At 62.0% G+C, this 23312-nt stretch carries 21 protein-coding genes and 1 tRNA gene; 15 read left to right on the top strand and 7 right to left on the bottom strand.

Annotated elements, in window-relative coordinates:
- The 4 genes from AB4M76_RS02820 to dcd all read left to right on the top strand — a co-directional run bounded on the left by AB4M76_RS02820 (nucleotide 1) and on the right by dcd (nucleotide 2638).
- Nucleotides 1–525: a hypothetical protein gene (locus AB4M76_RS02820; RefSeq protein ID WP_368440282.1), complete on the top strand. Its 525-nt coding sequence runs from the start codon at nucleotides 1–3 to the stop codon at nucleotides 523–525.
- Between the two features lie 134 nt (nucleotides 526–659).
- On the top strand, nucleotides 660–1025 hold the full coding sequence (locus AB4M76_RS02815; RefSeq protein WP_368440281.1) for a hypothetical protein: 366 nt from the start codon (nucleotides 660–662) through the stop codon (nucleotides 1023–1025).
- Nucleotides 970–2040 carry a hypothetical protein gene (locus tag AB4M76_RS02810; RefSeq protein ID WP_368440280.1) on the top strand — a complete coding sequence of 357 codons (1071 nt, stop codon included), beginning with the start codon at nucleotides 970–972 and terminating at the stop codon, nucleotides 2038–2040. The genes AB4M76_RS02815 and AB4M76_RS02810 overlap by 56 nt, the downstream gene beginning before the upstream one ends.
- A complete protein-coding gene (gene dcd, locus AB4M76_RS02805) occupies nucleotides 2024–2638 on the top strand; it encodes a dCTP deaminase (protein WP_368440279.1) in 615 nt (204 codons plus the stop codon). Before AB4M76_RS02810 ends, dcd begins: the two co-directional genes overlap by 17 nt.
- A gap of 89 nt (nucleotides 2639–2727) precedes the next feature.
- Here dcd and AB4M76_RS02800 read toward each other — a convergent pair.
- Nucleotides 2728–2813: transfer RNA gene (locus tag AB4M76_RS02800), tRNA-Leu, on the bottom strand.
- Nucleotides 2814–2979: 166 nt separating this feature from the next.
- Here AB4M76_RS02800 and AB4M76_RS02795 point away from each other — a divergent pair.
- From AB4M76_RS02795 to AB4M76_RS02745, 11 genes are all read left to right on the top strand, one after another.
- Nucleotides 2980–3966 (top strand): complex I NDUFA9 subunit family protein, encoded by a 987-nt coding sequence (locus AB4M76_RS02795; RefSeq protein ID WP_368440278.1) that lies wholly within the window; start codon nucleotides 2980–2982, stop codon nucleotides 3964–3966.
- On the top strand, nucleotides 3966–4772 hold the full coding sequence (locus AB4M76_RS02790; protein ID WP_368440277.1) for an undecaprenyl-diphosphate phosphatase: 807 nt from the start codon (nucleotides 3966–3968) through the stop codon (nucleotides 4770–4772). The genes AB4M76_RS02795 and AB4M76_RS02790 overlap by 1 nt, the downstream gene beginning before the upstream one ends.
- Nucleotides 4773–4932: 160 nt before the next feature.
- Nucleotides 4933–6366, top strand: coding sequence for an NAD(P)-dependent oxidoreductase (locus AB4M76_RS02785; protein WP_368440276.1), 1434 nt, complete (start codon nucleotides 4933–4935; stop codon nucleotides 6364–6366).
- A gap of 134 nt (nucleotides 6367–6500) precedes the next feature.
- Nucleotides 6501–6938, top strand: coding sequence for a GFA family protein (locus AB4M76_RS02780; protein WP_368440275.1), 438 nt, complete (start codon nucleotides 6501–6503; stop codon nucleotides 6936–6938).
- Nucleotides 6935–7369 carry a GFA family protein gene (locus AB4M76_RS02775; protein ID WP_368440274.1) on the top strand — a complete coding sequence of 145 codons (435 nt, stop codon included), beginning with the start codon at nucleotides 6935–6937 and terminating at the stop codon, nucleotides 7367–7369. The genes AB4M76_RS02780 and AB4M76_RS02775 overlap by 4 nt, the downstream gene beginning before the upstream one ends.
- Nucleotides 7366–11898 carry a glutamate synthase large subunit gene (gene gltB, locus AB4M76_RS02770; protein ID WP_368440273.1) on the top strand — a complete coding sequence of 1511 codons (4533 nt, stop codon included), beginning with the start codon at nucleotides 7366–7368 and terminating at the stop codon, nucleotides 11896–11898. Before AB4M76_RS02775 ends, gltB begins: the two co-directional genes overlap by 4 nt.
- 97 nt (nucleotides 11899–11995) lie before the next feature.
- Nucleotides 11996–12700, top strand: coding sequence for an SGNH/GDSL hydrolase family protein (locus AB4M76_RS02765; RefSeq protein ID WP_368440272.1), 705 nt, complete (start codon nucleotides 11996–11998; stop codon nucleotides 12698–12700).
- A 7-nt stretch (nucleotides 12701–12707) separates the two neighbouring features.
- Nucleotides 12708–13442: a monofunctional biosynthetic peptidoglycan transglycosylase gene (mtgA, locus tag AB4M76_RS02760; protein WP_368440271.1), complete on the top strand. Its 735-nt coding sequence runs from the start codon at nucleotides 12708–12710 to the stop codon at nucleotides 13440–13442.
- A 58-nt stretch (nucleotides 13443–13500) separates the two neighbouring features.
- Nucleotides 13501–14169, top strand: a complete 669-nt coding sequence (locus tag AB4M76_RS02755; protein ID WP_174861049.1) for a glutathione S-transferase family protein — start codon at nucleotides 13501–13503, stop codon at nucleotides 14167–14169.
- A 22-nt stretch (nucleotides 14170–14191) separates the two neighbouring features.
- Entirely contained in the window at nucleotides 14192–15238 is a 1047-nt protein-coding gene (gene queG / locus AB4M76_RS02750; RefSeq protein WP_368440270.1) for a tRNA epoxyqueuosine(34) reductase QueG, read from the top strand.
- A gap of 5 nt (nucleotides 15239–15243) precedes the next feature.
- Nucleotides 15244–17250 carry a hydantoinase/oxoprolinase N-terminal domain-containing protein gene (locus tag AB4M76_RS02745; RefSeq protein ID WP_368440269.1) on the top strand — a complete coding sequence of 669 codons (2007 nt, stop codon included), beginning with the start codon at nucleotides 15244–15246 and terminating at the stop codon, nucleotides 17248–17250.
- A 28-nt stretch (nucleotides 17251–17278) separates the two neighbouring features.
- On the opposite strand, the gene msrA is transcribed toward AB4M76_RS02745, so the two are convergent.
- The 6 genes from msrA to ade all read right to left on the bottom strand — a co-directional run bounded on the left by msrA (nucleotide 17279) and on the right by ade (nucleotide 23211).
- Nucleotides 17279–17788, bottom strand: coding sequence for a peptide-methionine (S)-S-oxide reductase MsrA (gene msrA, locus AB4M76_RS02740; RefSeq protein WP_368440268.1), 510 nt, complete (start codon nucleotides 17786–17788; stop codon nucleotides 17279–17281).
- Nucleotides 17785–18234 carry a peptide-methionine (R)-S-oxide reductase MsrB gene (gene msrB / locus AB4M76_RS02735; protein ID WP_368440267.1) on the bottom strand — a complete coding sequence of 150 codons (450 nt, stop codon included), beginning with the start codon at nucleotides 18232–18234 and terminating at the stop codon, nucleotides 17785–17787. Before msrB ends, msrA begins: the two co-directional genes overlap by 4 nt.
- Before the next feature lie 51 nt (nucleotides 18235–18285).
- Complete coding sequence (locus AB4M76_RS02730; RefSeq protein ID WP_368440266.1) at nucleotides 18286–19179, bottom strand: DMT family transporter; 894 nt, start codon at nucleotides 19177–19179, stop codon at nucleotides 18286–18288.
- A 354-nt stretch (nucleotides 19180–19533) separates the two neighbouring features.
- The gene (locus tag AB4M76_RS02725; RefSeq protein WP_007118569.1) at nucleotides 19534–19821 is read right to left on the bottom strand and encodes an HU family DNA-binding protein; all 288 of its coding nucleotides are present in this window, start codon (nucleotides 19819–19821) and stop codon (nucleotides 19534–19536) included.
- A 127-nt stretch (nucleotides 19822–19948) separates the two neighbouring features.
- Nucleotides 19949–21412: an AMP nucleosidase gene (locus AB4M76_RS02720; protein ID WP_368440265.1), complete on the bottom strand. Its 1464-nt coding sequence runs from the start codon at nucleotides 21410–21412 to the stop codon at nucleotides 19949–19951.
- Nucleotides 21409–23211 (bottom strand): adenine deaminase, encoded by a 1803-nt coding sequence (ade, locus tag AB4M76_RS02715; protein WP_368440264.1) that lies wholly within the window; start codon nucleotides 23209–23211, stop codon nucleotides 21409–21411. Before ade ends, AB4M76_RS02720 begins: the two co-directional genes overlap by 4 nt.
- Nucleotides 23212–23312: the final 101 nt, after the last annotated feature.

Raw genomic sequence — 23312 nt, 5'->3', positions numbered from 1 at the left:
ATGAACTGCTATACGAACAACCGGAACTGGTCCGACAGGTTTTTACCTGAGATAAAGCAACTGATCGGCAGCTACCTTTTGGAAACTGCTGCCGACCCATTTGACCACATCCAAGCCACCGACCTTATGATGCTCGATGCCCGCGACATGCGGGTTGCGGCACGGGTAAGGCGTCCTGGCTACGCTCAGCGCTACCCTTACCAGTTCACCATACGCTCAGCAGTGGCATCTGGCGCTCAGACAGAGCTTTCAAAGATTGTGAACGGCAATGGCGATTGGATGTTCTACGGTCATTCTAACGCCAACCAGACAGGCTTGGAGGCATGGTGGCTGATCGACCTTCGGGCGTTCCGTGCTGCGCTAATCCGCAACCAGGCGAACTGTCCTCAGATAGTCATGGGAGACCAGCGCAACGCAGATGGCACGCGATTTAAATGGTTTGATCTGCGGTCGTTTCCGGACTATCCGCCCTTAGTGGTGGCATCTTCACACTCCATTGACGTCAGGCGAAACGCACTACTTTGACTAACGTCGGCTCACAGTCTCCAGTGGAGCATTAGAAACCTTATGTTATCAGTGCGTTACGAAATTCTACATTATATGATTGACGCGATTCCACATACGATTCATGATGATAGCATCATTCCGGGAGAGAAGTTATGTTAGCGGCAGCTTCGCCGAATGGCGATGGAGTCCTTGAAAAGCTCCGAATTTACCTTCTTTTGCGTTCGAAGGACGACCAGTATTCGGAAGTTTTGAGAAATCATTTTTTGAAAACACTTTCCCAAGCGGCTCAGGTGCTTGCTGACCCGTCAAGTGTCACATCATCCACTCCTCCAGAGGTCTTGACGCTTGCTGTCCAGTGCCTGAAGGACCCTCAAATTAGCAAGATATTTAAGGGTATTGATCCTCTAGAAGGTCCTACGGCGCAGCAAGCGGGTGATGCATTGAAAAGCATGGAGCAGTCTTTTGCGTTCAGTAATAAACCTTCGCATTTTGGAGAAGGAGTTCTCGCAGCTTTCTGAGTCAGCTTATTTTGACGAAGATTTCCGAGAGTTCGTAATTAGATCAACCGGGGCCATACGTCACGTATTATCAGAGTTAGACCACTACCCGGTCGCAGTTGTTAAAGGTTTTGAGCTTCACCTTTGGAACGCGAGAAAGTTCATTAAGGGTACCCGTTCAAGTGATGCACCTTACGAGGTTCAGTTCGCACTGCGAGCTGCTCTAAATGACTGGATTCCCGGTCAGGTTTTGCTTTCGTATGCTGCACTGGAGGATATGAGCTTCTTCCTCAACCTGACGGACCTCTGGAAGTTCATAAATGGATCGTTGGATAGGTTCGACACAGAAGGCTACAGTCCACTGGTCGTGAGAATCGGAACGCCAGATGTGTTTAAACATCGTCCGACGTTTTGCACGCCCCTCTTTCACGAACTCGGTCACTTTATTGATATTCAAGCTAAAGTCTCCGAGTTATCAATGCTTCTTGATCCTCCTGCTTTGCCGGATGGGATGACGTCCACTCAGCATGCCAGATTAATGCAAACCCATCAATTTCATCGAATGGAGCACTTTGCAGATATTTTCGCAGCTTGCTACTGCGGGGATGCTTTGAATCATACGCTAGGGTATATCGCCAAGGATAACCCCGCGTCTGACACCCATCCGGCGACGTCTGATAGGATAGAGTTAGTAAGTGATTTTCTGCAGGGGACGGATAAGCCCATTACAGCACTTTTGAAGAAAGCGTTTAAAATCAGAACTGGCGGAGAGTTGGAGCCAAAGTACTCGGTTCCTGAAATATCTAATTTCTTTGATGATGTTCTAACCTATCCCATTGGTTCGAAGCGGGAGTTATTCGGGTTATTCCAAGCCTCCTGGAGGTACCTAGAGGCGCAACTCGATAAACCAACCGCTCCATGGATTGAAGCGCAAACCTCAGAGTTCATTATCGAGAAAACGGTGAATGATTTGACAGAAAAATCTCTTCGTAATTATGAGGTTAGGGAGCGGTGGTCCAATGTCCCTTCTCTCTAGAGAGCAAATCAAAGCTAGGCTCAACTCGGGCAAACCCGACCAGCTCTTTATCGATCCGCTTCTTTCAGATGAGCAGCTTGGAGCGGTTTCAATTGATCTTCGACTAGGGTGCGACTTTCTCGTTTCTGTTCAAACCAGAAAGGCGAGCGTATCACTCCTTAAGGACGAGTTTTTCCGAGAGCCTTCGATGTTTTTTCAGGAGTCTCGAAGGGATGTCGGAGAGACGTTTATTTTATATCCTTCTCAGACAGCGCTCTCCACAACGCTTGAGTACATCGGCCTGCCAAATAATGTGTATTCTGACGTAACTACCAGAAGCAGCTATAACAGGCTTGGCCTGACGCTAAATTCAACCTTTCAGCCAGGCTTTCGAGGTTGTGTATCGCTAGAGCTATTCAATCATTCGAATAGTCCAATTGAACTCGTAGTGGGTAGCCGAATAGTGCAGGCGAGGTTTTTCGGAGTGGAAGAGGATTCGCAGTATTTTACTGCAAAGCAACGAAGAAAATACATCGGTCACGTAAGGCCCACCACATCTCGAGCGGCTGATGACAGTGATCTCGCGGTCTTAAGTAGGATGGCAAAAGAAAAACTGTAAAGCATCGCCTGAGGGGTGGATGGTAGGGGGGATTGAATAGGCCGTATTCTCACTAACATACTGTCAATGAACAGTAAATTGCGGAATTATGGTGCCCAGGAGAGGACTCGAACCTCCACACCGTTGCCAGTACTAGCACCTGAAGCTAGCGCGTCTACCATTCCGCCACCTGGGCACGTATCGTGGGGGTGCTCTAAGGCCCGGGTGGGCGGCTGTCAATCGCAATTTGACGGAAACTTTGAAAATCCGTGTCCCGGCGCGTCGATCTTGGGGGTTTTGCCTTGTTACAGGGGCGGCGCGCAGGTACATCCTGAGAAAGAATAAGCTACAGGAGCGGCAGAATGTCTAAGCTGGTCACGATCTATGGCGGTTCGGGGTTTGTCGGACGCTATATCGCGCGTCGTATGGCCAAGGCCGGCTGGCGGGTGCGGGTGGCGGTGCGCCGTCCGAATGAAGCGCTTTTCGTGCGTACATATGGCGTTGTCGGTCAGGTGGAGCCGATCCTTTGCAATATCCGTGATGACGCTTCCGTCCGGGCGGCGCTGCGCGGGGCCGATGCGGTGGTGAACTGTGTCGGCGTGCTGGTGGAAAGCGGCAAGAACGGGTTTGACGCCGTGCAGTCCGAAGGCGCCGAGCGTGTGGCGCGGCTGGCGGCGGAAGAAGGTGTTGCCCGGATGGTGCAGATCTCGGCCATTGGGGCCGATATGAACGCCGAAAGCGATTATGCCCGCAGCAAGGGCGAAGGCGAGGCCGGGGTGCAAAAGCACATGCCTGAGGCCGTGATCCTGCGCCCTTCGATCATGTTCGGGCCCGAGGATTCGTTCTTTAACCGCTTTGCCGGGATGACGCGTATGGGGCCGGTCCTGCCGGTTGCCGGCGCGCATACGCGGTTCCAGCCTGTCTATGTCGATGATGTGGCGAAAGCGGCTGAGAAGGCGCTTCTTGGGACGGTGGCGCCGGGCATCTATGAGCTGGGCGGCCCGGATGTGGATACCTTCCGCGGCTTGATGCAGCGGATGCTCAAGATGGTTCACCGCCGGCGGCTGGTGCTGAACATGCCCTGGGTCGTGGCCACGGTCATGGCCTTTGGGTTTGATCTGCTTCAGACCCTGTCGCTGGGGCTCTTCACCAATGGCGTGCTGACGCGGGATCAGGTCAAGAATCTGCGCCATGACAATGTGGTAAGCGAGGGGGCCAAGGGCTTTGCCGAGCTTGGCATCACCCCGGTCACCATGGAAGCGGTGCTGCCGGATTACCTGTGGCGGTTCCGCCCCTCGGGTCAGTATGACGCCATCAAGGATTCGGCGCGGAATTTACGGCAGGGCTAATGGAAAACTCGACAACGTTGATCGCCACCTTTCTGGGTTTGCTGGAGGGGTTGACGGAGTTTATCCCTGTCTCTTCCACCGGGCATCTTTTGGTGGCCGGGCATTTTCTGGGCTTTGAGAGCGCCGGGCGTACCTTTGAGGTGGTGATCCAGCTGGGGGCAGTGCTGGCGATTCTGACGGTCTATTCCGCGCGGCTTTGGGCGGTGTTCTCGGCCGCGCCCCATGATCCGCAGGCGCGGCGGTTCATCCTGTCGGTGCTGGTGGCCTTTTTGCCTGCGGTTTTTGTGGGCGTGCTGGCGCATGACTTTATCAAGACTGTTCTGTTTGAGACCCCGCTGCTGATTGCGGTGATGCTGATCCTGGGCGGGATCGTTCTGGTGGTTGTGGACCGGATCGCGCCGCCGACGACGGAGCCGGATGCGATGCGCTTCCCGCTGCCGATGGCGCTGAAAATTGGCGTTATTCAATGTTTTGCCATGGTGCCGGGGGTGTCGCGCTCGGGCGCGACGATCGTGGGGGCCTTGATGCTGGGGGCCAGCAAGCGGGCGGCGGCGGAGTTTTCATTTTTCCTGTCGATGCCGACGATGGCGGGCGCCTTTGCCTATGACTTTTACAAGAACCGTGACGTGCTCGATGCCTCGGCGATGGGCGAGATCGCGGTGGGCTTCGTCATGGCCTTTATCTCGGCGGTGATCGTGGTGCGTTGGGTGCTCGATTACGTGGGGCGCTATGGCTACGCGCTGTTTGGCTGGTGGCGAATCCTTGTCGGTGGACTGGTTATTCTGGGGCTTTGGGCCGGCCTGTGAGGTGATAGGTCCGCATCGGACCTTAAATGATGCATAAAAATGATCTCCGGGTGGGGTGAAAGCCCGGAAAGCGGTAAATAGGTCAGTATTGCTGTCTTTTATTTGCCGGAGCGCTGTCGTATGCGGGTCTTCTGACGGAAACTGTCGAAGGAACGGGTATATGGCGAAGCAGGTTATGCTGAAATTTACGGATGTGGCGCGGGATATGCCTGAGAAACGTCCGCCTAACCTGCGGCGCACGGATTTCGACGAGATTTACGCCGAGTACGCCGACCGCAAGGCGGCGGAGCAGTCGAGCCGCTGCAGCCAATGTGGCGTGCCTTACTGCCAGACCCATTGCCCGCTGCATAACAACATCCCCGACTGGCTGCGCCTGACCGCCGAGGGGCGGTTGGAAGAAGCCTATGAGATCAGCCAGGCGACGAATACCTTCCCCGAGATCTGTGGCCGTATCTGCCCGCAGGACCGGCTTTGTGAAGGCAACTGCGTGATCGAACAATCGGGCCATGGCACCGTGACCATCGGGTCGATCGAGAAATACATCACCGATTCCGCCTGGGAGAAGGGCTGGGTCAAAGCCCCGGCCCCGCGCGAGGAGCGACAGGAAAGCGTCGGCATCATCGGCGCGGGCCCCGGCGGGCTGGCGGCGGCGGATATGCTGCGCCGTGCCGGGGTGCAGGTCACGATCTATGACCGCTACGACCGTGCCGGCGGGCTGCTGACCTACGGCATCCCCGGTTTCAAGCTGGAGAAAGACGTGGTCGAGCGCCGCAATGCGCAGCTGGTCGAGGGTGGCGTGACCTTTGAATTGAACTGCGATGTGGGCCGGGACATCAGCTTTGGCGCCATCCGGGGCAAGCATGACGCGGTGATCATCGCGACCGGCGTTTATAAGACGCGCGAGATCGAAGCCCCCGGCGTGGGCGGCTTTGGGGTCGAGCGGGCGATTGATTTTCTGACCGCCTCCAACCGCAAGAGCTTTGGCGACACGGTGGAAGAGTTCGAGAATGGCCGCCTGAATGCCAAGGGCAAGAAGGTCGTGGTGATCGGCGGCGGTGACACGGCGATGGACTGTGTGCGGACCTCGATCCGGCAGGGCGCGGAGAGCGTGAAATGCCTCTATCGCCGGGACCGGGCCAATATGCCGGGCAGCCAGCGCGAAGTGCAAAACGCCGAGGAAGAAGGCGTGATTTTCGAATGGCTGAGCGCGCCGAAAGGCTTTGTCGGCGATCCGGTGACAGGTGTCATGGTGCAGAAAATGCGCCTTGGCGCGCCGGATGTGACCGGGCGTCAGGCGCCTGAAGTGATCGAGGGCGCGGATTACGTCGAGGACGCGGATCTGGTGATCATGGCGCTGGGTTTTGAGCCGGAAGACCTGCCGACGCTTTGGAACGAGCCGGAGCTGCCGGTGAACCGCTGGGGCACGATCAAGGCGGACTATATCACCGGGGCGACCGCGCTGGATGGGGTCTATGCGGTGGGGGACATCGTGCGGGGCGCGTCGCTGGTCGTTTGGGCGATCAAGGACGGGCGCGACTGTGCTGAGGCGATCCTCAATGATTTCAACGGGGTACAGCGTATTGCTGCGGAATGACATGAAGATTCATTACCCAAAGGTTAAATGTCACAAACTGTACAGCGGACGTGCACAGGGCGTGCATATGCCCTTTCGCCCGGTTTTGGCCGATAGGTCAGCACCTGTGACCTTTGCCGGGGCAGAGGTGAAGAATGTCTGACGTGCAGCATCACGGGCATTGCCTATGTGGGGCGGTCACGGTGGAGGTCACCGGCCCGCTGGGTGAGATTTCGGCCTGCCATTGCGACCTCTGCACCCGCTGGAGCGGCTCTGTGCAGATGGGCATCGAAGTGCCGCGCGACCGGCTGCGTCTGGCCGGGCCGATCCGGACCTATGCCTCTTCCTCCTTTGCGCAACGGGCCTGGTGCGAGAGCTGCGGCTCGGCGGTCTGGTTTGCCGATAATGTCGGCGACAGCGCCGAGGTCTTTGAACTGGCGCCGGGGCTGTTTGACGGGTTCGGCGGGGCGGCGTTGAAACGTGTGGTCTATGCCGACCGCGCGCCGAGCAACTTTGCCATCGCGGGCGATCTGGAGCGGGTGAGCAAGGCCGATTACGAAGCCCGCCACCCACATGTGGAGGACGAGCCATGAGCCATCTCGACGGAAAATGTCTTTGCGGGGCGGTGACGCTGCGTTTCGAGCCGCTGAAAGAGGCGCTTGGGGCCTGCCATTGCGAAATGTGCCGCCGCTGGACCGGAAGCGCCTTTCTGGAGATCGACGCCAAGCCCGGCAGTCTGACCCATGCGGGGCCGGTGAAGAGCTATGCCTCATCCGATTGGGCCGAGCGGGCGTGGTGCGACACCTGTGGCAGTACGCTTTGGTATCACCTGACCCTGCCGGGGCATGATTATTACAGCATCAGCGCCGGGCTGGTCGAAGACGCCGGCGGGCTGGAGCTTTCAACCGAGATTTACATTGATGTGAAGCCCGCAGGCTATGCCTTTGCCGGGGAGCACGAAACCAAAACCAAGGCCGAAGTCGAAGCAGGATTTGCGGCATTTGTGGAAGGAACCAAGCCATGACCAAATATGATGACGCCTGGGTAGCCCGCGAAGAAGCCAAACGCGCGATGATGGCCGAGACGGGTCTTTATAGCCCCGAGGAAGAACATTCCTCTTGCGGGGTTGGCTTGGTGGTGAACGTCAATGGCGAAAAGACCCGCGAAGTGGTGCTGAACGGGATCAACGCGTTGAAGGCGATCTGGCACCGGGGGGCTGTGGATGCCGATGGGATGACCGGCGATGGCGCGGGCATCCATGTGCAGATTCCGGTGCCGTTTTTCTACGATCAGGTGCGCCGCACCGGCCATACCCCGCGCAAGGACGAGATGATCGCCGTGGGGCAGGTGTTCTTGCCGCGCACCAACTTTGCCGCGCAGGAGACCTGCCGGACCATCGTTGAGACCGAAGTGCTGCGCATGGGCTATTATATCTATGGCTGGCGCCATGTGCCGGTGGATATTTCCGTGCTGGGCGAAAAGGCCAATGCGACCCGGCCCGAGATCGAGCAGATCCTGATCTCCAACGCCAAGGGCGTGGATGAGGAGACATTCGAGCGCGAGCTCTATGTGATCCGCCGCCGGATCGAGAAAGCCGCCATCGCGGCGCAGGTGCCGCAGATGTATATCGCGTCGATGTCCTGCCGCAGCATCATCTACAAGGGCATGATGCTGGCCGAACAGGTGGCGGAGTTCTATCCCGATCTGAAGGACGACAAATTCATCAGCGCTTTCGCGATCTATCACCAGCGCTATTCGACCAATACCTTCCCGCAGTGGTGGCTGGCGCAGCCCTTCCGCATGTTGGCGCATAATGGCGAGATCAACACGCTGAAAGGCAATACCAACTGGATGAAGAGCCATGAGATCCGCATGGCTTCGGCGACCTTTGGCGAGATGGCGGAGGATATCAAACCGATCGTGGCGGCGGGGTCGAGCGACTCGGCGGCGCTGGATTCGGTCTTTGAGGTCTTGGTGCGGGCCGGGCGCTCCGCGCCGATGGCGAAAACCATGCTGGTGCCGGAATCCTGGTCCAAGCTGGCGGTGGAATTGCCGCAGGCCTGGCGGGACATGTATTCCTATTGCAACTCGGTGATGGAGCCCTGGGACGGGCCGGCGGCTCTGGCGATGACCGATGGGCGTTGGGTCTGTGCCGGGCTGGACCGGAACGGCTTGCGCCCGATGCGCTATGTGGTGACCTCGGACGGGATGCTGATTGCGGGCTCCGAGGCCGGGATGGTGCCGCTGGACGAGGCGCGGGTGGTGGCCAAGGGTGCGCTGGGGCCGGGGCAGATGATTGCCGTCGATATGGACGAGGGCAAGCTGTTCTACGATGCCGAGATCAAGGACACGCTGGCGGCCAATCAGCCCTTCGGCGATTGGGTCAGCAAGATCCATGAGCTGGACGATGTGCTGAGTGCGGTGACCGAAAAGCCGCTGTTCGAGGGCAATGAGCTGCGCCGGCGTCAGGTGGCGGCGGGCTATACGATTGAAGAGCTGGAGCAGATCCTTGCGCCGATGGCGGAGGACGGCAAAGAGGCGCTGGCGAGCATGGGCGATGACACGCCCTCGGCGGTCTTGAGCGGGCAGTACCGGCCTTTGAGCCATTTCTTCCGGCAGAACTTTAGCCAGGTGACCAACCCGCCGATTGATAGCCTGCGGGAATTCCGGGTGATGAGCCTGAAGACGCGCTTCGGCAACCTCAAGAACGTGCTCGACGAAGACAGCAGCCAGACTGAGATTCTGGTGCTCGACAGTCCTTTCGTGGGCAATGCGCAGTTCGAAGAGCTGGTGGCGCAGTTCAAGGTGCATACGGTGACGATCGATTGCAGCTTTGAGCCGGGCAATGGCAATCTGAGCGTCGCTTTGGCGCGGATCCGGGCCGAGGCGGAGGACGCGGTGCGCTCGGGCGCGGGGCATCTGGTGCTGACGGACCAGTATAGCGGCGCCGACAGGGTCGCGATGCCGATGATCCTCGCTACCAGCGCAGTGCATAGCCATCTGGTGCGCAAGGGGCTGCGGACCTTTACCTCGCTCAACGTGCGGGCGGCGGAATGTGTCGATCCGCATTACTTTGCCGTGCTGGTGGGCTGTGGCGCGACCGTGGTGAACGCCTATCTGGCCGAGGATTCCCTGGCCGATAGGATCGGGCGCGGGCTGCTGGATATGTCGCTGACGGAAGCGGTGCAGAAATACCGCGACGCGATTGATCAGGGTCTCTTGAAGATCATGGCGAAGATGGGGATTTCGGTGATCTCCTCCTACCGCGGCGGGCTGAACTTTGAGGCGGTGGGGCTGTCCCGCGCCATGTGTGCGGAATATTTCCCCGGCATGACCAGCCGGATCAGCGGCATCGGCGTTGTCGGTATCCAGCGCAAGGCCGAGGAAGTCCACGCGCGGGGCTGGCTGGGCGATGGTGTCGTCATGCCGATCGGCGGTTTCTACAAGCAGCGCAAGACGGGCGAGAAACACGCTTGGGAGGCGGGCAGCATGCATATGTTGCAGATGGCCTGCAACAGAGCCTCTTATCAGATGTGGCAGCAGTATTCGAAGAAGATGCAGAGCAATCCGCCGATCCACCTGCGCGATTTGCTCGACATCAAGCCGCGCGGCAATCCGGTGCCGCTGGAGGAGGTCGAAAGCATCACCTCGATCCGCAAGCGTTTCGTGACGCCGGGGATGTCGCTGGGGGCGCTTTCCCCCGAGGCGCATAAGACGCTGAATGTGGCGATGAACCGCATCGGGGCGAAGTCCGACAGTGGCGAGGGCGGCGAAGATCCGGCGCATTTCGTACCGGAAAGCAATGGCGACAACCCGTCAGCGAAGATCAAACAGGTGGCTTCGGGGCGCTTTGGCGTGACGGCGGAGTATCTGAACCAATGCGAAGAGTTGGAGATCAAGGTCGCGCAGGGTGCCAAGCCCGGTGAGGGTGGTCAGTTGCCGGGGATGAAGGTCACCGACCTGATCGCGCGTCTGCGCCATTCGACCAAGGGGGTGACGCTGATCTCGCCGCCGCCGCACCACGATATCTATTCGATCGAAGACCTCGCGCAGCTGATCTATGACCTGAAGCAGATTAACCCGCGCTGTAAGGTGACGGTGAAGCTGGTGGCGTCTTCGGGCGTTGGCACGATTGCCGCGGGTGTGGCCAAGGCCAAGGCGGATATCATCCTGATCTCGGGCCATAACGGCGGCACCGGGGCCTCGCCGGCGACCTCGATCAAATATGCGGGTCTGCCTTGGGAAATGGGGCTGACCGAGGCGCATCAGGTGCTCAGCATGAACAACCTGCGCGACCGTGTGACGCTGCGCACCGATGGCGGGTTGCGCACAGGCCGCGACATCGTCATGGCGGCGATGATGGGGGCCGAGGAATATGGCATCGGCACCGCCGCGCTGATCGCCATGGGCTGCATCATGGTGCGCCAGTGCCAGTCCAACACCTGCCCGGTGGGGGTCTGCACGCAGGACGAAGCCCTGCGCGGCAAGTTTACCGGCAATGCGGATAAGGTGGTGAACCTGATCACTTTCTACGCCACTGAGGTCCGCGAGATCTTGGCCAGCATCGGGGCGCGGAGCCTTGATGAGGTGATTGGCCGGGCGGACCTGCTGACGCAGGTGAGCCGGGGCTCGGCGCATCTGGATGATCTGGACCTCAACCCGCTGTTGATCACCGTCGATGGCGCGCATGAGAATGTCTATGACCGCGACAAGCCGCGTCAGGCGGTGCTGGATACGCTGGACGCGCAGATCGTGCGGGATGCGGCGCGGTTCCTTGAAGATGGCGAGAAGATGCAGCTCTCCTATGCGGTGCAGAACACCCATCGGACCGTGGGCACGCGGGTGTCGAGCCATATCGTCAAACGCTTCGGGATGCGCAATTCCTTGCAGCCGGATCACCTGACGGTGAAGCTGACCGGCAGCGCGGGGCAGTCTTTGGGCGCCTTTGCGGCGCCGGGGCTGAAGCTGGAAGTCTCGGGCGATGCCAATGACTATGTCGGCAAGGGGCTGTCGGGCGGCACGATCGTGGTGCGGCCCTCGATGGCGAGCCCGGTGGTGGCCTCGGAAAACACGATCATCGGCAATACGGTGCTTTACGGTGCGACGGCGGGCTATCTCTTTGCCGCGGGCCGGGCGGGCGAGCGGTTCGCCGTGCGCAACTCGGGCGCGCATGTGGTGATCGAGGGCTGTGGCAGCAACGGTTGTGAATATATGACCGGCGGTGTGGCGGTGATCCTTGGGGAAATCGGGGCGAACTTTGCTGCCGGGATGACCGGGGGGATGGCCTATCTCTACGACCCTGACGGGCTGGCGCCAAAGCTGATGAATGCCGAGACCATTGTGACCTGCCCGGTGACGGTGGATCATTGGATGGCGCAGTTGCACGGGCTGTTGGAGCGCCATCTGGCCGAGACCGGCAGCCGCAAGGCGGCGGATATCCTGCAGCATTGGGAGAGCGAGAAGCACAACTTCCTGCAGGTTTGCCCGAAAGAGATGCTGGTGCATCTGCCGGCGCCGTTGAGCGTTGAGGAGACGGCGGTTCCGGCGGAGTGAGTGACAAGGCCGATGGCCCGGTGCCTGCGGCTTGTTGCCGGGCCGGGGTGGTAGAGAGGCGCGGATGCGCTACCTGATCTCCCTCAAAGGAGATGACATGCGCAAAATCCTCGCCGCCCTCGCCCTGCTCACCGGCCTCGCCGCCTGCACAGACATCGCCCCGCGCGGCGGCGGTGACATCCTCGTGCTCGGCGATTCCATCATGGCGTGGAACGGCCAGAACGCGATCCCCGAGGTCATCGCCCGCGAGACCGGCCGCAGCGTCATCAACCGGGCCGTGCCGGGGGCGCAGTTCGACAATGGCTCGACCATCGCCTCTGCCGTGGGCTTTGACATTCAAGCGCAGTTTCCCGGCGGGCGCTGGAACTGGGTGCTGGTCAATGGCGGCGCCAATGATCTGAGCGCGGACTGTGGCTGCGGCGCCTGCGCGGCCTCGGTCAACGCGCTGATCTCTGCGGACGGGCAGAGCGGCAGCATCCCGGCGTTTTTGCAAGACCTCCGGGCGCGGACCGGGGCGCAGGTGATGTGGATGGGCTATTATGCAGGCTCTAACAGGGGCTCTTTCGCCGGCTGCCGCGATGATCTGGTGGAGATCGAACGCCGCATCGCCCGCTTTGCCGCCCGCACCCCCGGCGTGCATTTTGTCGATTCAGAAGATGTGATCGACCGCCGCGACCGGGGGCTTTTTGGCGGTGACAATGTGCATCCTTCGGCCCGGGGCTCGGCGCGGATCGGGGCCTATCTCGCGCAAGAGATCACCGCGCGTGAGAAGCGTTCACAAACGCCAGCCAGCAGCCTATAGCTAGGCCATGAGCACACGTAAAAAGACCGCCTCCAAAGGCCGGGGCCGCCGTAAGGCTGCGCCGCGGACCCCGTTCAAACAGCGCGTCACCCGCTGGTTTTTCGGCGCTGTTCTTCTGCTCGGCGCGCTGGCGGTGCTGCTGGTGCTGCTCTTCCGCGTCGTCAATCCGCCCACCGGGGTCTATATGTTCTCGGAAAGCCGCCGTCTGGGCGGGGTCGCGCGCGACTGGCTGCCGCTGGAGCAGATCGCCCCGGTGATGGCCCGCTCTGCCGTGGCGGCGGAGGATGCGAATTTCTGCAACCACTGGGGTTTCGACATGCAGGCGATCCGCACCGCGATTGAAAACGGTTCGGAACGCGGGGCCTCGACGATCAGCCAGCAGACGGTGAAGAATGTCTATCTTTGGCACGGGCGTTCCTGGCTGCGCAAGGCGCTGGAGGCGGGGATGACGCCGCTGCTGGAGGCGCTCTGGCCGAAGCGGCGGATCATCGAGGTCTATCTGAATGTGGCGGAGTTCGATGAGGGGGTCTTTGGCGTGGGCGCCGCGGCGCCGCATTACTTTGGCGTGAGCGCGGCCGACCTCAGCGCCAAACAGGCCGCCCGGCTGGCCGCGATCCTGCCCGACCCCAAGGGGCGCTCGGCCTCCAGACCCAGCCCCTTTACCCGCAAGCGCACGGCGCAGATCATGGATGGGGCGGCGACCATCCGCGCGGACGGTCGCGCCGCCTGTTTCGAGAGTTGAAAATCCCTGCGTCAGCAGGCATGGAAGGGGCTGATCCCCTTAAACAAAAGGACTTCTCATGACGGCTCGGTTGTTTCACGTTCCCTTGTCCCCCTTCTGTCGCAAGGTGCGGCTGAGCCTGGGCGAGAAGAAGATCGAGGTCGAGCTGGTCGAAGAGCGCTACTGGGAGCAAGACCCGGATTTCCTGCGCCGTAACCCGGCGGGCAAGGTGCCGGTGCTGCGGCTGGATGGGATCATGATGTCCGAAAGCGCAGCGATCTGCGAATATATCGAAGAGACCCGGCCCGAGGCGTCGCTGCTGCCGCAGGACCCGGTGCAGCGCTTGGAAGTGCGCCGGCTGGTGAGCTGGTTTGACGACAAGTTCCACCATGAGGTGACGTCGAAACTGCTTTATGAGCGGGTCAACAAGAAGGTCACCAAACAGGGTTATCCCGACAGTAAGAACGTCAAGGCCGGGGCCAAGGCGATCAAATATCATCTCGATTACATGACATGGCTGCTGGATCATCGCCGTTGGCTGGCGGGCGATGTGATGACGCTGGCCGATTTCGCCGCCGCCGCGCATCTGTCGTCGCTCGACTATATTTCGGACGTGGACTGGAACCGTTCGGAGGCGGTGAAGGATTGGTACGCCAAGATCAAATCGCGCCCGGCCTTCCGTTCGATCCTCGCCGATCAGGTGCCGGGCTTCCCGCCGCCCTTGCAGTATAACAACCTCGATTTCTGATGGCGGTCGAGGCGCCAGAGCCATGACCGTGGACCGGGAGGCCCTGAAAGCGCGGGTCGTGGCGCGGGCGCTTGAGGAAGGTTTTGTCGCCTGCCGCATCTGTCGGCCCGGCGATGTGCCAGAGGTGCCGGAGCGGCTGGCGCGTTTTGTCGAAGCGGGCTTTCACGGCCAGATGGGCTGGATGGAAGAACGGATGCATTGGCGCGGCAATCCGGCAGCGCTTTGGCCCGAGGCGCGCTCGGTCATCATGCTGGCCGAGAGCTATACGCCCGAACATGACCCCCGCGCGGTGTTGGCGCGGCCCGAGAAGGGCGGGATTTCCGTCTATGCGCAGGGGCGGGATTACCATGACATCGTCAAGAAACGGCTGAAGCGGCTGGCGCGCTGGCTGATGGAGGAAGCGCGGGCGGCGGCGCCGGAGGTGAAAGTCTTTGTCGACACCGCCCCGGTGCCGGAAAAGGCGCTGGCACAGGCGGCGGGGCTCGGCTGGCAGGGCAAACACACCAATCTGCTGAGCCGGAAATTCGGCAATTGGGCCTTTTTAGGCTCTGTTTTCACGACGCTGGATTTAGAGCCTGACGCGCCGGAGGTGGATCACTGCGGCTCCTGCCGCGCCTGTCTGGACGTTTGCCCGACCGATGCTTTCCCCGCCCCCTATCAACTCGATGCGCGGCGCTGCATTTCCTATCTGACGATCGAACATAAAGGGCCGGTCGATCTGGAGCTGCGCGCAAAACTCGGCAACCGGATTTACGGCTGCGATGACTGCCTGGCCGCCTGCCCCTGGAACAAATTTGCCGTGGCGGCGAGCGATCTGCGCTATCACGGTCCCGCGGTGCAGCCTGCCGATCTGGCGGAACTGGCGGCGCTGGATGATGCCGCGTTCCGGGCGCGGTTCTCGGGCTCGCCGATCAAACGGATCGGGCGGGATCGTTTCGTGCGCAATGTGCTCTATGCCATCGGCAATTCGGGGCTGGCAGAGCTGCGCCCGGTGGCGCAGTCTCTGGCCGAGGATGCCGATCCGACGGTGGCCGATGCGGCGCGCTGGGCGGCGGGGCGATTGGGGTAAGGCCGATGGCGGTTCTCTTGGGGGTGGACACGGGCGGCACCTATACGGATGCCGTGTTGATCCGGGATGAGGAGGAGGTGATCGCCTCGGCCAAGGCGCTGACCACACGGGCGGACCTTGCGCTTGGCGTCGGCGATGCCGTGCGTGCGGTGCTGGCGCAATCGGGGGTGGCCCCTGCGGAGATTGCCATGGCGTCGCTCTCGACCACGCTGGCCACCAATGCGCTGGTCGAAGGGCAGGGCGGGCGCGTCGGGCTGATCTATGTCGGGTTTCGCGCGCGGGACTTGGCAGCGCATGGGCTGGAAGAGGCGCTGCGCGGCGATCCGCATCTGCTGCTGGCAGGTGGGCATGACCATGCCGGGGCCGAGGTGGAAGCGCTGGATGAAACGGCGCTATTGGCCTTTTTAGAGACGCATAAGCGCACGGTGAGCGGCTTTGCCGTGGCGAGCCAGTTTGCCACGCGCAACCCGGCGCATGAGCTGCGGGTGGCGGAACTGGTGGCAAAGGTGACGGGGCGCCCGGTCTCGCTCTCGCATGTGCTGTCGGCGCGGTTGAACGGGCCGAAACGGGCGCTCACGGCGCTGCTGAACGCGCGGTTGATCGGCATGATCGATCGGCTGATCGGGCGGGCCGAGGACCGTCTGCGCGAAATGGGGATCGACGCGCCGATGATGGTGGTGCGGGGCGATGGGGCGCTGATGTCGAGCGCACAGGCGCGGCGGCGGCCGATTGAAACCATCCTGAGCGGGCCGGCGGCGTCACTGGTGGGCGCGCGCTGGCTGACGGGGGCGGATCATGCGCTGGTCTCGGACATTGGCGGGACGACGACGGATGTGGCGCTTTTGCGCGATGGGCGGCCTGCGATTGATCCTGCGGGGGCGCAGGTCGGGCCCTATCGCACCATGGTCGAGGCGGTGGCGATGCGCACCCATGGGCTCGGCGGTGACAGCGAGGTGCATTTCATTGCCGAAGGGTTGGAGGCGGGGGTGACGCTGGGGCCAAAGCGGGTTCTGCCGGTATCGCTCATTGCCACAGAGGCGCCGAAGCTGGTGCATGCGGCGCTTGACGCGCAGCTGCGGCAGAAGCTGCCGGGGGCGCATGACGGGCGCTTTGTGCGTGCGGTGCCGGGGCAGGAGGCCGAGGGGTTGGCGCCGCGTGACGCTGCGCTGCTCAAGCGGATCGGGACGGCGGTGCATCCTTTGGCCGACATCCTGCGGGCGCGGATTGAGCAGGGCGCGCTGGCGCGGCTGGTGGCGCGGGGGCTGGTGCAACTCGCCGCGCTGACCCCGTCGGACGCGAGCCATGTGACGGGGCAGTTGGATGCATGGGACGCCGGTGCTGCCCGCAAGGCATTGGAGCTTTTCGGGCGGCAGCGCGGCGGGGCGGGCAACCGCTTTTGCCCGGAGCCAGCGGCGCTGGCGCAGATCATCATCGACCGACTGACCCAGCAGACCACTTTGGCGTTGTTAGAGACTGCTTTTGCTGAGGAAGACCCCGGTTTCACCCTGCCGCCCGAGGTGCTGGCGCGGCATCTGCTGATGCAGCGGGGATTGGCCGGGCATCGCGGTTTGCTGCGGCTGGATGCGGGGCTGAACCTGCCCGTGGTGGGGCTGGGCGCCTCGGCGGGCAGCTATTATCCCGCCGTCGGCAAGCGGCTGGGGACCGAGATGATCCTGCCGCAGCACGCAGGCGTGGCCAATGCCATCGGCGCTGTCGTGGGCCGGGTCATCATGCGACAGAGCGGGACGGTAACCGTCCCCGGGGACGGGAAGTTCCGCGTGCATCTGGAGGAGGGGCCGGAGGATTTCGACGATCCCGAGAGCGCTTTGGCCCGGTTAGAGACCGTTTTGACCCAAGCGGCGCGAGACCGGGCCAGGGCGGCGTGCGCGGTGGAGATCGAGGTTCAGGTCTCGCGCAACATTCGCAGGGCGGGTGTCGAGGGGCGCGAGGTTTTTGTCGAAGCTGAAGTGACCGTCGAAGCCTCGGGCCGTCCGCGGGTGGCGGTGGGCTGACCCCCGGCACGGGGCCGGGGGCAGCGGTCTATTCCGCCGCGTTGCGCTTGGGCAGCACCCAATCGGCGCGGGGGAAATGGCAGGTATAGCCATTGGGCAGGCGCTCCAGATAATCCTGATGCTCGGGCTCCGCCTCCCAGAAATCGCCCACGGGTTCGACTTCGGTCACCACCTTGCCGGGCCAGAGGCCGGAGGCTTCGACATCGGCGATGGTGTCTTCGGCCACGGCTTTCTGTTCGTCGTTCACATAGTAGATCGCCGAGCGGTAGCTCATGCCGATGTCATTGCCCTGGCGGTTCACGGTGGTGGGGTCGTGGATCTGGAAGAAGAACTCCAGCAATTCGCGGTAGGAGGTCTTTTCAGGGTCAAAGATGATCTCGATCCCCTCGGCATGGGTGCCGTGGTCGCGGTAGGTCGCGTTGGGCACATCGCCGCCGGTATAGCCGACGCGGGTCGAGACGACGCCGGGGCGGCGGCGAATGAGGTCTTGCATGCCCCAGAAGCAGCCGCCGGCCAGTACTGCGCGTTCGGTTATCATGTCACATTCTCCACTTGGTTGAGGTACTCGCCATAGCCCTCGGCTTCCATGTCGTCACGGTGAATGAAGCGCAGGGAGGCGGAGTTGATGCAATAGCGCAGGCCGCCGCGGTCAGGTGGGCCATCGGGGAAGACATGGCCAAGGTGGCTGTCGCCATGTTTGCTGCGGACTTCGGTGCGGACCATGCCGAGCGAGGCGTCCTCATGTTCTTCGACATAGGCCGGTTCGATCGGTTTGGTGAAGCTGGGCCAGCCACAGCCGCTTTCGTATTTGTCCGCAGAGGCAAAGAGCGGTTCGCCCGAGACGATGTCGACATAGATGCCCGGCTCTTTGTTGTTGAGATATTTCCCGGTGCCGGGGCGTTCGGTGCCGCTGCGTTGGGTGACGTGAAACTCTTCGGGGCTGAGCGCGTCAATGGCGGCGGTGGTTTTCTCATATTGGGGCATGGCGTCCTCCGATTGTGGGCTTGGACAATAGATGGGGTGTGGCGGCGAGATTCAAAGGGTTTGCGGCGCAGACTGTCGGGCCTTGCGCTGGCGCGAGACCTGCACCGCGAGAATGCCGCCTGCGATGATCGCCACGCCAAGGATGTCGCGCGGGCCGAGGGTTTCGCCCAACAGCAGCGCCGCGATGGCCACGCCGAAGAAGGGGTTGAGGAAGTGGAAGGTCGCCGCGCGGGTGGCGCCGATGCGGTTGACCAGCCAGAACCAGACCACGGTGGCGGCGAGGCCCGGCACGAGGCAGGTATAGGCAAAGGCGAGCGTCAGGCGCAGGCTGGGGTCGATGCGGGGTGTCTCGAACAAGAGCGTCGCGATGGAAAGGGCGACGCAGCCGACCAGCATTTGCAGCCCGACGACCATGAGGAAGTTCCCGCCCGAGGTCGCGCCGCGCACCAGCAGGGTGGCGGCGGTGAGGGCCAGCACGCCGATGGCGCAGAGGATGAGGCCGTAGAGATCGACCTGCCCGCCAAGCCGCGCGCCCATGATGATGGCGACGCCGACGACGCCGGCGAGCAGACCCGCGATCCCGAGGGGGCGGAGTTTCTCGCCCAGAAAGGCCCAGGCGGCGAAGCCGACGAGCAGCGGCATGGTGGAGGCGATGATCGCGGCGAGGGAGGCTTCGATGGTCTGCATGGCGATGAAGTTGAGGCCGAGGTAGACCGCGTTTTGCAGCACGCCGAAGATGATCGTGGCGCGCCATTGCGCGGGGGTGAGCCGCCAGCTTTGGCCCAGGGCCAGCGCGATGCCGACGCCGAGCAGGCCGGAGACGAGGTAGCGTAGCGAGAGGGCCAGCAGGGGCGAGGCGTCCATCACGATGATGCGGGCAGAAGTGAAGGCCGAGGACCACATGACGGCAAAGGCCAGACCCATGAGAATTGCGCGGATGTCCATGACTGTGCCCCCCTGCTCTGAACTTGCTAAGCAATGGCGGGTTTGAAGAAGGAGAACAAGACAGGGAGACGGTAGAAAATACCACCCGGGCCCGGAATCAAGCCGAAGACGCCGGGCCATCGCTCGCCCGCGTCACGCCGAAGGCGTGCCTTTTTTTGTTTGGGCGCACCTTTGGTGCGACCGGGTAGGCGATTTGGTGAGGCTGGGCGCAACCGCGAGAACGCACATCACGACTGCACCATAAAGTGGCATGGAGCGTCTGTTGGATCGCCGACCCGCGGGCAGGCGTTGGCCCTCCCTCAACAAAAAAGGGCCGCCCGAAGACGACCCTTTCGCAAACATTCAGCCCGTGGCTTACTCGTTCACGCTGTCCTTCAGCGCCTTGGCGATGGTCATCTTGACCACCTTGTCGGCGTCTTTCTTGAACTGTTCGCCTGTGGCGGGGTTGCGGACCATCCGCTCGGGGCGCTCACGGCAATAGATTTTGCCAACGCCCGGCAGGGTCACGGCACCGCCGGCGGACACTTCACGGGTGATCAGGTTGCAAACGGCGTCGAGCGCTGCGCCTGCGGATTTCTTGTCTGTGTCCATCTCTTCTGCCAGAGCAGCGACGAGCTGGGTCTTGGTCATCGGTTTTGCCATTTTTATCTCCTTAGACTGCCCGCGTTTTAGGGCCTCATGGCCGGAATGTAACGGTATGTTGTAGGATAACACAACGAATTGTGGCGCTCTGGACGCGAAAACATGCGATTTTCCGCTGTTTTAGCCCCTATAGGAACGCCGTTTCATCAAAGGACCGCAGTTTCCGGCTGTGAATGCGCTCCAGCGGCATGCGGCGCAGCAGTTCCATCGCGCGGATGCCGATCATCAAATGCCGTGCCACCTGGGTCTTATAGAAGTCCGAAGCCATGCCGGGCAGTTTCAACTCCCCATGCAGCGGCTTGTCGGACACGCAGAGCAACGTCCCGTAGGGCACGCGGAAACGGTAGCCATTGGCCGCGATGGTGGCGCTTTCCATGTCGAGCGCGATGGCGCGCGATTGGCTCAGCCGTTGCACCGGGCCGGACTGGTCGCGCAGCTCCCAGTTGCGGTTGTCGATGGTGGCGACGGTGCCGGTGCGCATGATGCGTTTCAGCTCATAGCCCTCAAGCTGGGTGACTTGCGCCACCGATTGCTCCAGCGCGATCTGAATCTCGGCCAGCGCCGGGATCGGCACCCAAACCGGCAGGTCGTCGTCCAGCACGTGATCCTCGCGCAGATAACCATGCGCCAGCACGAAGTCGCCAAGCGCCTGCGTGTTGCGCAGACCGGCGCAGTGACCCACCATCAGCCAGGCATGGGGGCGCAGCACGGCGATATGGTCGGTCGCGGTTTTCGCGTTGCTGGGGCCGACGCCGATATTGACCAGCGTGATGCCGGAGCCGTCGGCCCGCTTCAGGTGATAGGTCGGCATCTGCGGGGTTTTGAGGGTCTCTGGCAGCGGCGCGTCGGGATCGCTGATCTCGGCATTGCCGGTGGAGACAAAGGCGGTATAGCCGCTTTCGGGGTCGCGCAGCATGGCGCGGGCGTATTGTTCAAACTCCGTCACATAGAACTGGTAGTTGGTGAACAGCACATGGGTCTGGAAATGCTGCGGGTCCGTCGCGGTGTAATGCGACAGGCGGGCGAGCGAATAATCCACCCGCTGCGCGGTGAAGGGGGCGAGGGGGCGGATGTCATTCTCGACGGTAAAGGTGCCATTGACGATGTCGTCATTGGTGGTGCTGAGGTCCGGCACGTCGAAGACATCGCGCAGGGTGAACTCGGCGGCCCCCTCTTGCGGGACATTCATCGCATTGTCGCCGCCCATGGCGAAATGCACCGGGATCGGGGTGGTGGAAGGCCCGATGGTCACCGGCTGGTCGTGGTTTTCGATCAGCAGGCCGATCTGCTGGATCAGGTAGTTCCGAAACAGGTCAGGCCGGGTGATCGTCGCGGCAAAACTGCCGGGGGAGGAGACATGGCCAAAGGACAGCCGCGTATCGACATGGGCATAGGAGGAGGTGCGAAAGCGCACCTCCGGGTAGAAGGCGCGGATGCGGGCCTCGGGCGCGTGGCTTTGCATGGCGGTGGCAAAACCGTCGCGCAGGAATTGCGTGGCGCTTTCGTAAAGCTCGGTCAGCCGGTCCACGGCGGCGGTGGCGTCGCGGAACTCTTCGGGGTGCGGGGTGTCCGGGGTGAGGATGGTGCTCATGTTTGCGGCTCTAACAATGGGATGATTTCAAATTTCTGCACATCGACCAGCCCAAGGTCCGAGATCCGCAGCTCCGGGATCACCACAAGGGCCAGCAGCGAATGCTGCATATAGGCGTTGTTGAGCTTGCAGCCACAGTCGATCATCGCCTGCACGAGGGCTTCGGCATCGGCGGCGACCTCGGCCGCGGGGCGGTCGGACATCAGCCCGGCGATCGGCAGGGCCACCAGCGCCAGTTCCTTGCCCTCGCGGAAGATGGTGATGCCGCCGCCCACTTCGCGCAGCCGGTTGGCGGCCAGCGCCATCTGATCGGCATCGGTGCCCACGACGATCATATGGTGGCTGTCATGCGCCACGGTGGAGGCCATGGCCATGCGCCCTTCATAGCCAAAGCCCGAAACAAAGGCGTTGGTCACCGTGCCGGTGGCGCGGTGACGTTCGACCAGCGCGATCTGGCAGACCTCGCCGCTGCCCTGCACGCGGCCTTCGGTGACCGGCAGTTCAAATTTCAGCGCCCGGGTCGGGGCCTGATTTTCGACCACGCCGATGACATTGGCGGTGACGGCATTGGCGCCCTCGGGGGCGAGGATGTCGAAGTCTTTGGCCTCAAGATCGCGGGCCATGTTCACCGTGTTGCGCGCCATGGCGGGCCAGTCGTAATGCGGGCAGTCGACGGTGCAGTCACCGTCTTCGGCCACCACCTCGCCGCGGGCGATGACCATCTCGATCGGCAGGGTCTTGAGGTCCGAGGTCAGGATCACATCGGCCCGGCGGCCCGGTGTCAGCGAGCCGATCTCGCGCTCCAGCCCGAAATGGGTCGCGGTGTTGAGCGTCGCCATTTGCAGGGCAATCAACGGGTCGCAGCCGCAGTCGATGGCATGACGCACCACGCGGTTCATATGGCCGTCGTTGGTGATGGTGCCCGAATGGCTGTCATCGGTACAGAGGATCATATTGCGCGGGTCGAGCCCCTTTTCGGTGATCGCGGTGATCTGGGTCTTCACGTCATACCACGCGGAGCCGAGCCGGATCATCGAGCGCATCCCCTGCCGCATCCGCGCCACCGCGTCGGCCTCGCAGGTGCCCTCATGGTCATCCGCCGGGCCGCCCGCCACATAGGCGGCAAAGGCGGGGCCAAGGTCGGGAGAGGCGTAATGCCCGCCGACGGTCTTGTTCGCCCGTTGGGTGGCCGCGATCTCGGCCAGCATCTGCGGGTCGGCGTTGCTGACGCCCGGGAAGTTCATCATCTCGCCCAGACCCACGATGCCGGGCCATGCCATGGCCTCGGCCACATCCTCGGCGGTGATCTCGAACCCCGTGGTCTCCAGCCCCGGTGCCGAGGGCGCGCAGGAGGGCATCTGGGTGAAGATGTTGATGGGCTGCATCAGCGCTTCGTCATGCATCATGCGCACGCCCTCCAGCCCCAGCACATTGGCGATCTCATGCGGGTCGGTGAAGGCCGAGGTGGTGCCATGCGGGATCACCGCGCGGGCGAACTCCGCCGGGGTGAGCATGGTGCTCTCGATATGCATATGCCCGTCGCAGAGGCCGGGGGTCATATAGCGGCCCTTGGCTTCGATGATGCGGGTATCGTCACCCCGGCAATGGCTGGCGTCGCGGCCGACAAAGGCGATGCGCCCGGCGGCCACGGCGATGTCATGGTCGGGCAGGCATTCGCGGGTGTGGACATTGACCCAGATGCCACCGGTGATGATCGTGTCAGCGGCGCGGCGTCCGGCGGCGACTTCGACCAATTGCGCGGCCACATCGGGCCAGGAAGGGAATGTTTTATCTGTCATGGCCCAAGGTGACATAGGCGCGGGGCAGGTTCAAGCCAGCCGCAGGGGGCGATGTTGCCAGCGCGCCGCGGTTGCGGTTAATTGGGGCGAAACCCAAAAGG

It is taken from the genome of Sulfitobacter sp. PS-8MA, assembly GCF_040933935.1.
GTDB lineage: Bacteria > Pseudomonadota > Alphaproteobacteria > Rhodobacterales > Rhodobacteraceae > Sulfitobacter.
Note: the sequence above shows the minus strand (reverse complement) of the source record. Positions and strands in the feature narration are given on the sequence as shown.

Bases quoted from the DNA above. Each gene is read 5' to 3' on its own strand.
- AB4M76_RS02820 (WP_368440282.1), top strand. From the start codon at position 1: ATGAACTGCTATACGAACAACCGGAACTGGTCCGACAGGTTTTTACCT.
- AB4M76_RS02815 (WP_368440281.1), top strand. From the start codon at position 660: ATGTTAGCGGCAGCTTCGCCGAATGGCGATGGAGTCCTTGAAAAGCTC.
- dcd (WP_368440279.1), top strand. From the start codon at position 2,024: ATGTCCCTTCTCTCTAGAGAGCAAATCAAAGCTAGGCTCAACTCGGGC.
- AB4M76_RS02795 (WP_368440278.1), top strand. From the start codon at position 2,980: ATGTCTAAGCTGGTCACGATCTATGGCGGTTCGGGGTTTGTCGGACGC.
- AB4M76_RS02790 (WP_368440277.1), top strand. From the start codon at position 3,966: ATGGAAAACTCGACAACGTTGATCGCCACCTTTCTGGGTTTGCTGGAG.
- AB4M76_RS02785 (WP_368440276.1), top strand. From the start codon at position 4,933: ATGGCGAAGCAGGTTATGCTGAAATTTACGGATGTGGCGCGGGATATG.
- AB4M76_RS02780 (WP_368440275.1), top strand. From the start codon at position 6,501: ATGTCTGACGTGCAGCATCACGGGCATTGCCTATGTGGGGCGGTCACG.
- AB4M76_RS02775 (WP_368440274.1), top strand. From the start codon at position 6,935: ATGAGCCATCTCGACGGAAAATGTCTTTGCGGGGCGGTGACGCTGCGT.
- gltB (WP_368440273.1), top strand. From the start codon at position 7,366: ATGACCAAATATGATGACGCCTGGGTAGCCCGCGAAGAAGCCAAACGC.
- AB4M76_RS02765 (WP_368440272.1), top strand. From the start codon at position 11,996: ATGCGCAAAATCCTCGCCGCCCTCGCCCTGCTCACCGGCCTCGCCGCC.
- mtgA (WP_368440271.1), top strand. From the start codon at position 12,708: ATGAGCACACGTAAAAAGACCGCCTCCAAAGGCCGGGGCCGCCGTAAG.
- AB4M76_RS02755 (WP_174861049.1), top strand. From the start codon at position 13,501: ATGACGGCTCGGTTGTTTCACGTTCCCTTGTCCCCCTTCTGTCGCAAG.
- queG (WP_368440270.1), top strand. From the start codon at position 14,192: ATGACCGTGGACCGGGAGGCCCTGAAAGCGCGGGTCGTGGCGCGGGCG.
- AB4M76_RS02745 (WP_368440269.1), top strand. From the start codon at position 15,244: ATGGCGGTTCTCTTGGGGGTGGACACGGGCGGCACCTATACGGATGCC.
- msrA (WP_368440268.1), bottom strand. From the start codon at position 17,788: ATGATAACCGAACGCGCAGTACTGGCCGGCGGCTGCTTCTGGGGCATG.
- msrB (WP_368440267.1), bottom strand. From the start codon at position 18,234: ATGCCCCAATATGAGAAAACCACCGCCGCCATTGACGCGCTCAGCCCC.
- AB4M76_RS02730 (WP_368440266.1), bottom strand. From the start codon at position 19,179: ATGGACATCCGCGCAATTCTCATGGGTCTGGCCTTTGCCGTCATGTGG.
- AB4M76_RS02725 (WP_007118569.1), bottom strand. From the start codon at position 19,821: ATGGCAAAACCGATGACCAAGACCCAGCTCGTCGCTGCTCTGGCAGAA.
- AB4M76_RS02720 (WP_368440265.1), bottom strand. From the start codon at position 21,412: ATGAGCACCATCCTCACCCCGGACACCCCGCACCCCGAAGAGTTCCGC.
- ade (WP_368440264.1), bottom strand. From the start codon at position 23,211: ATGACAGATAAAACATTCCCTTCCTGGCCCGATGTGGCCGCGCAATTG.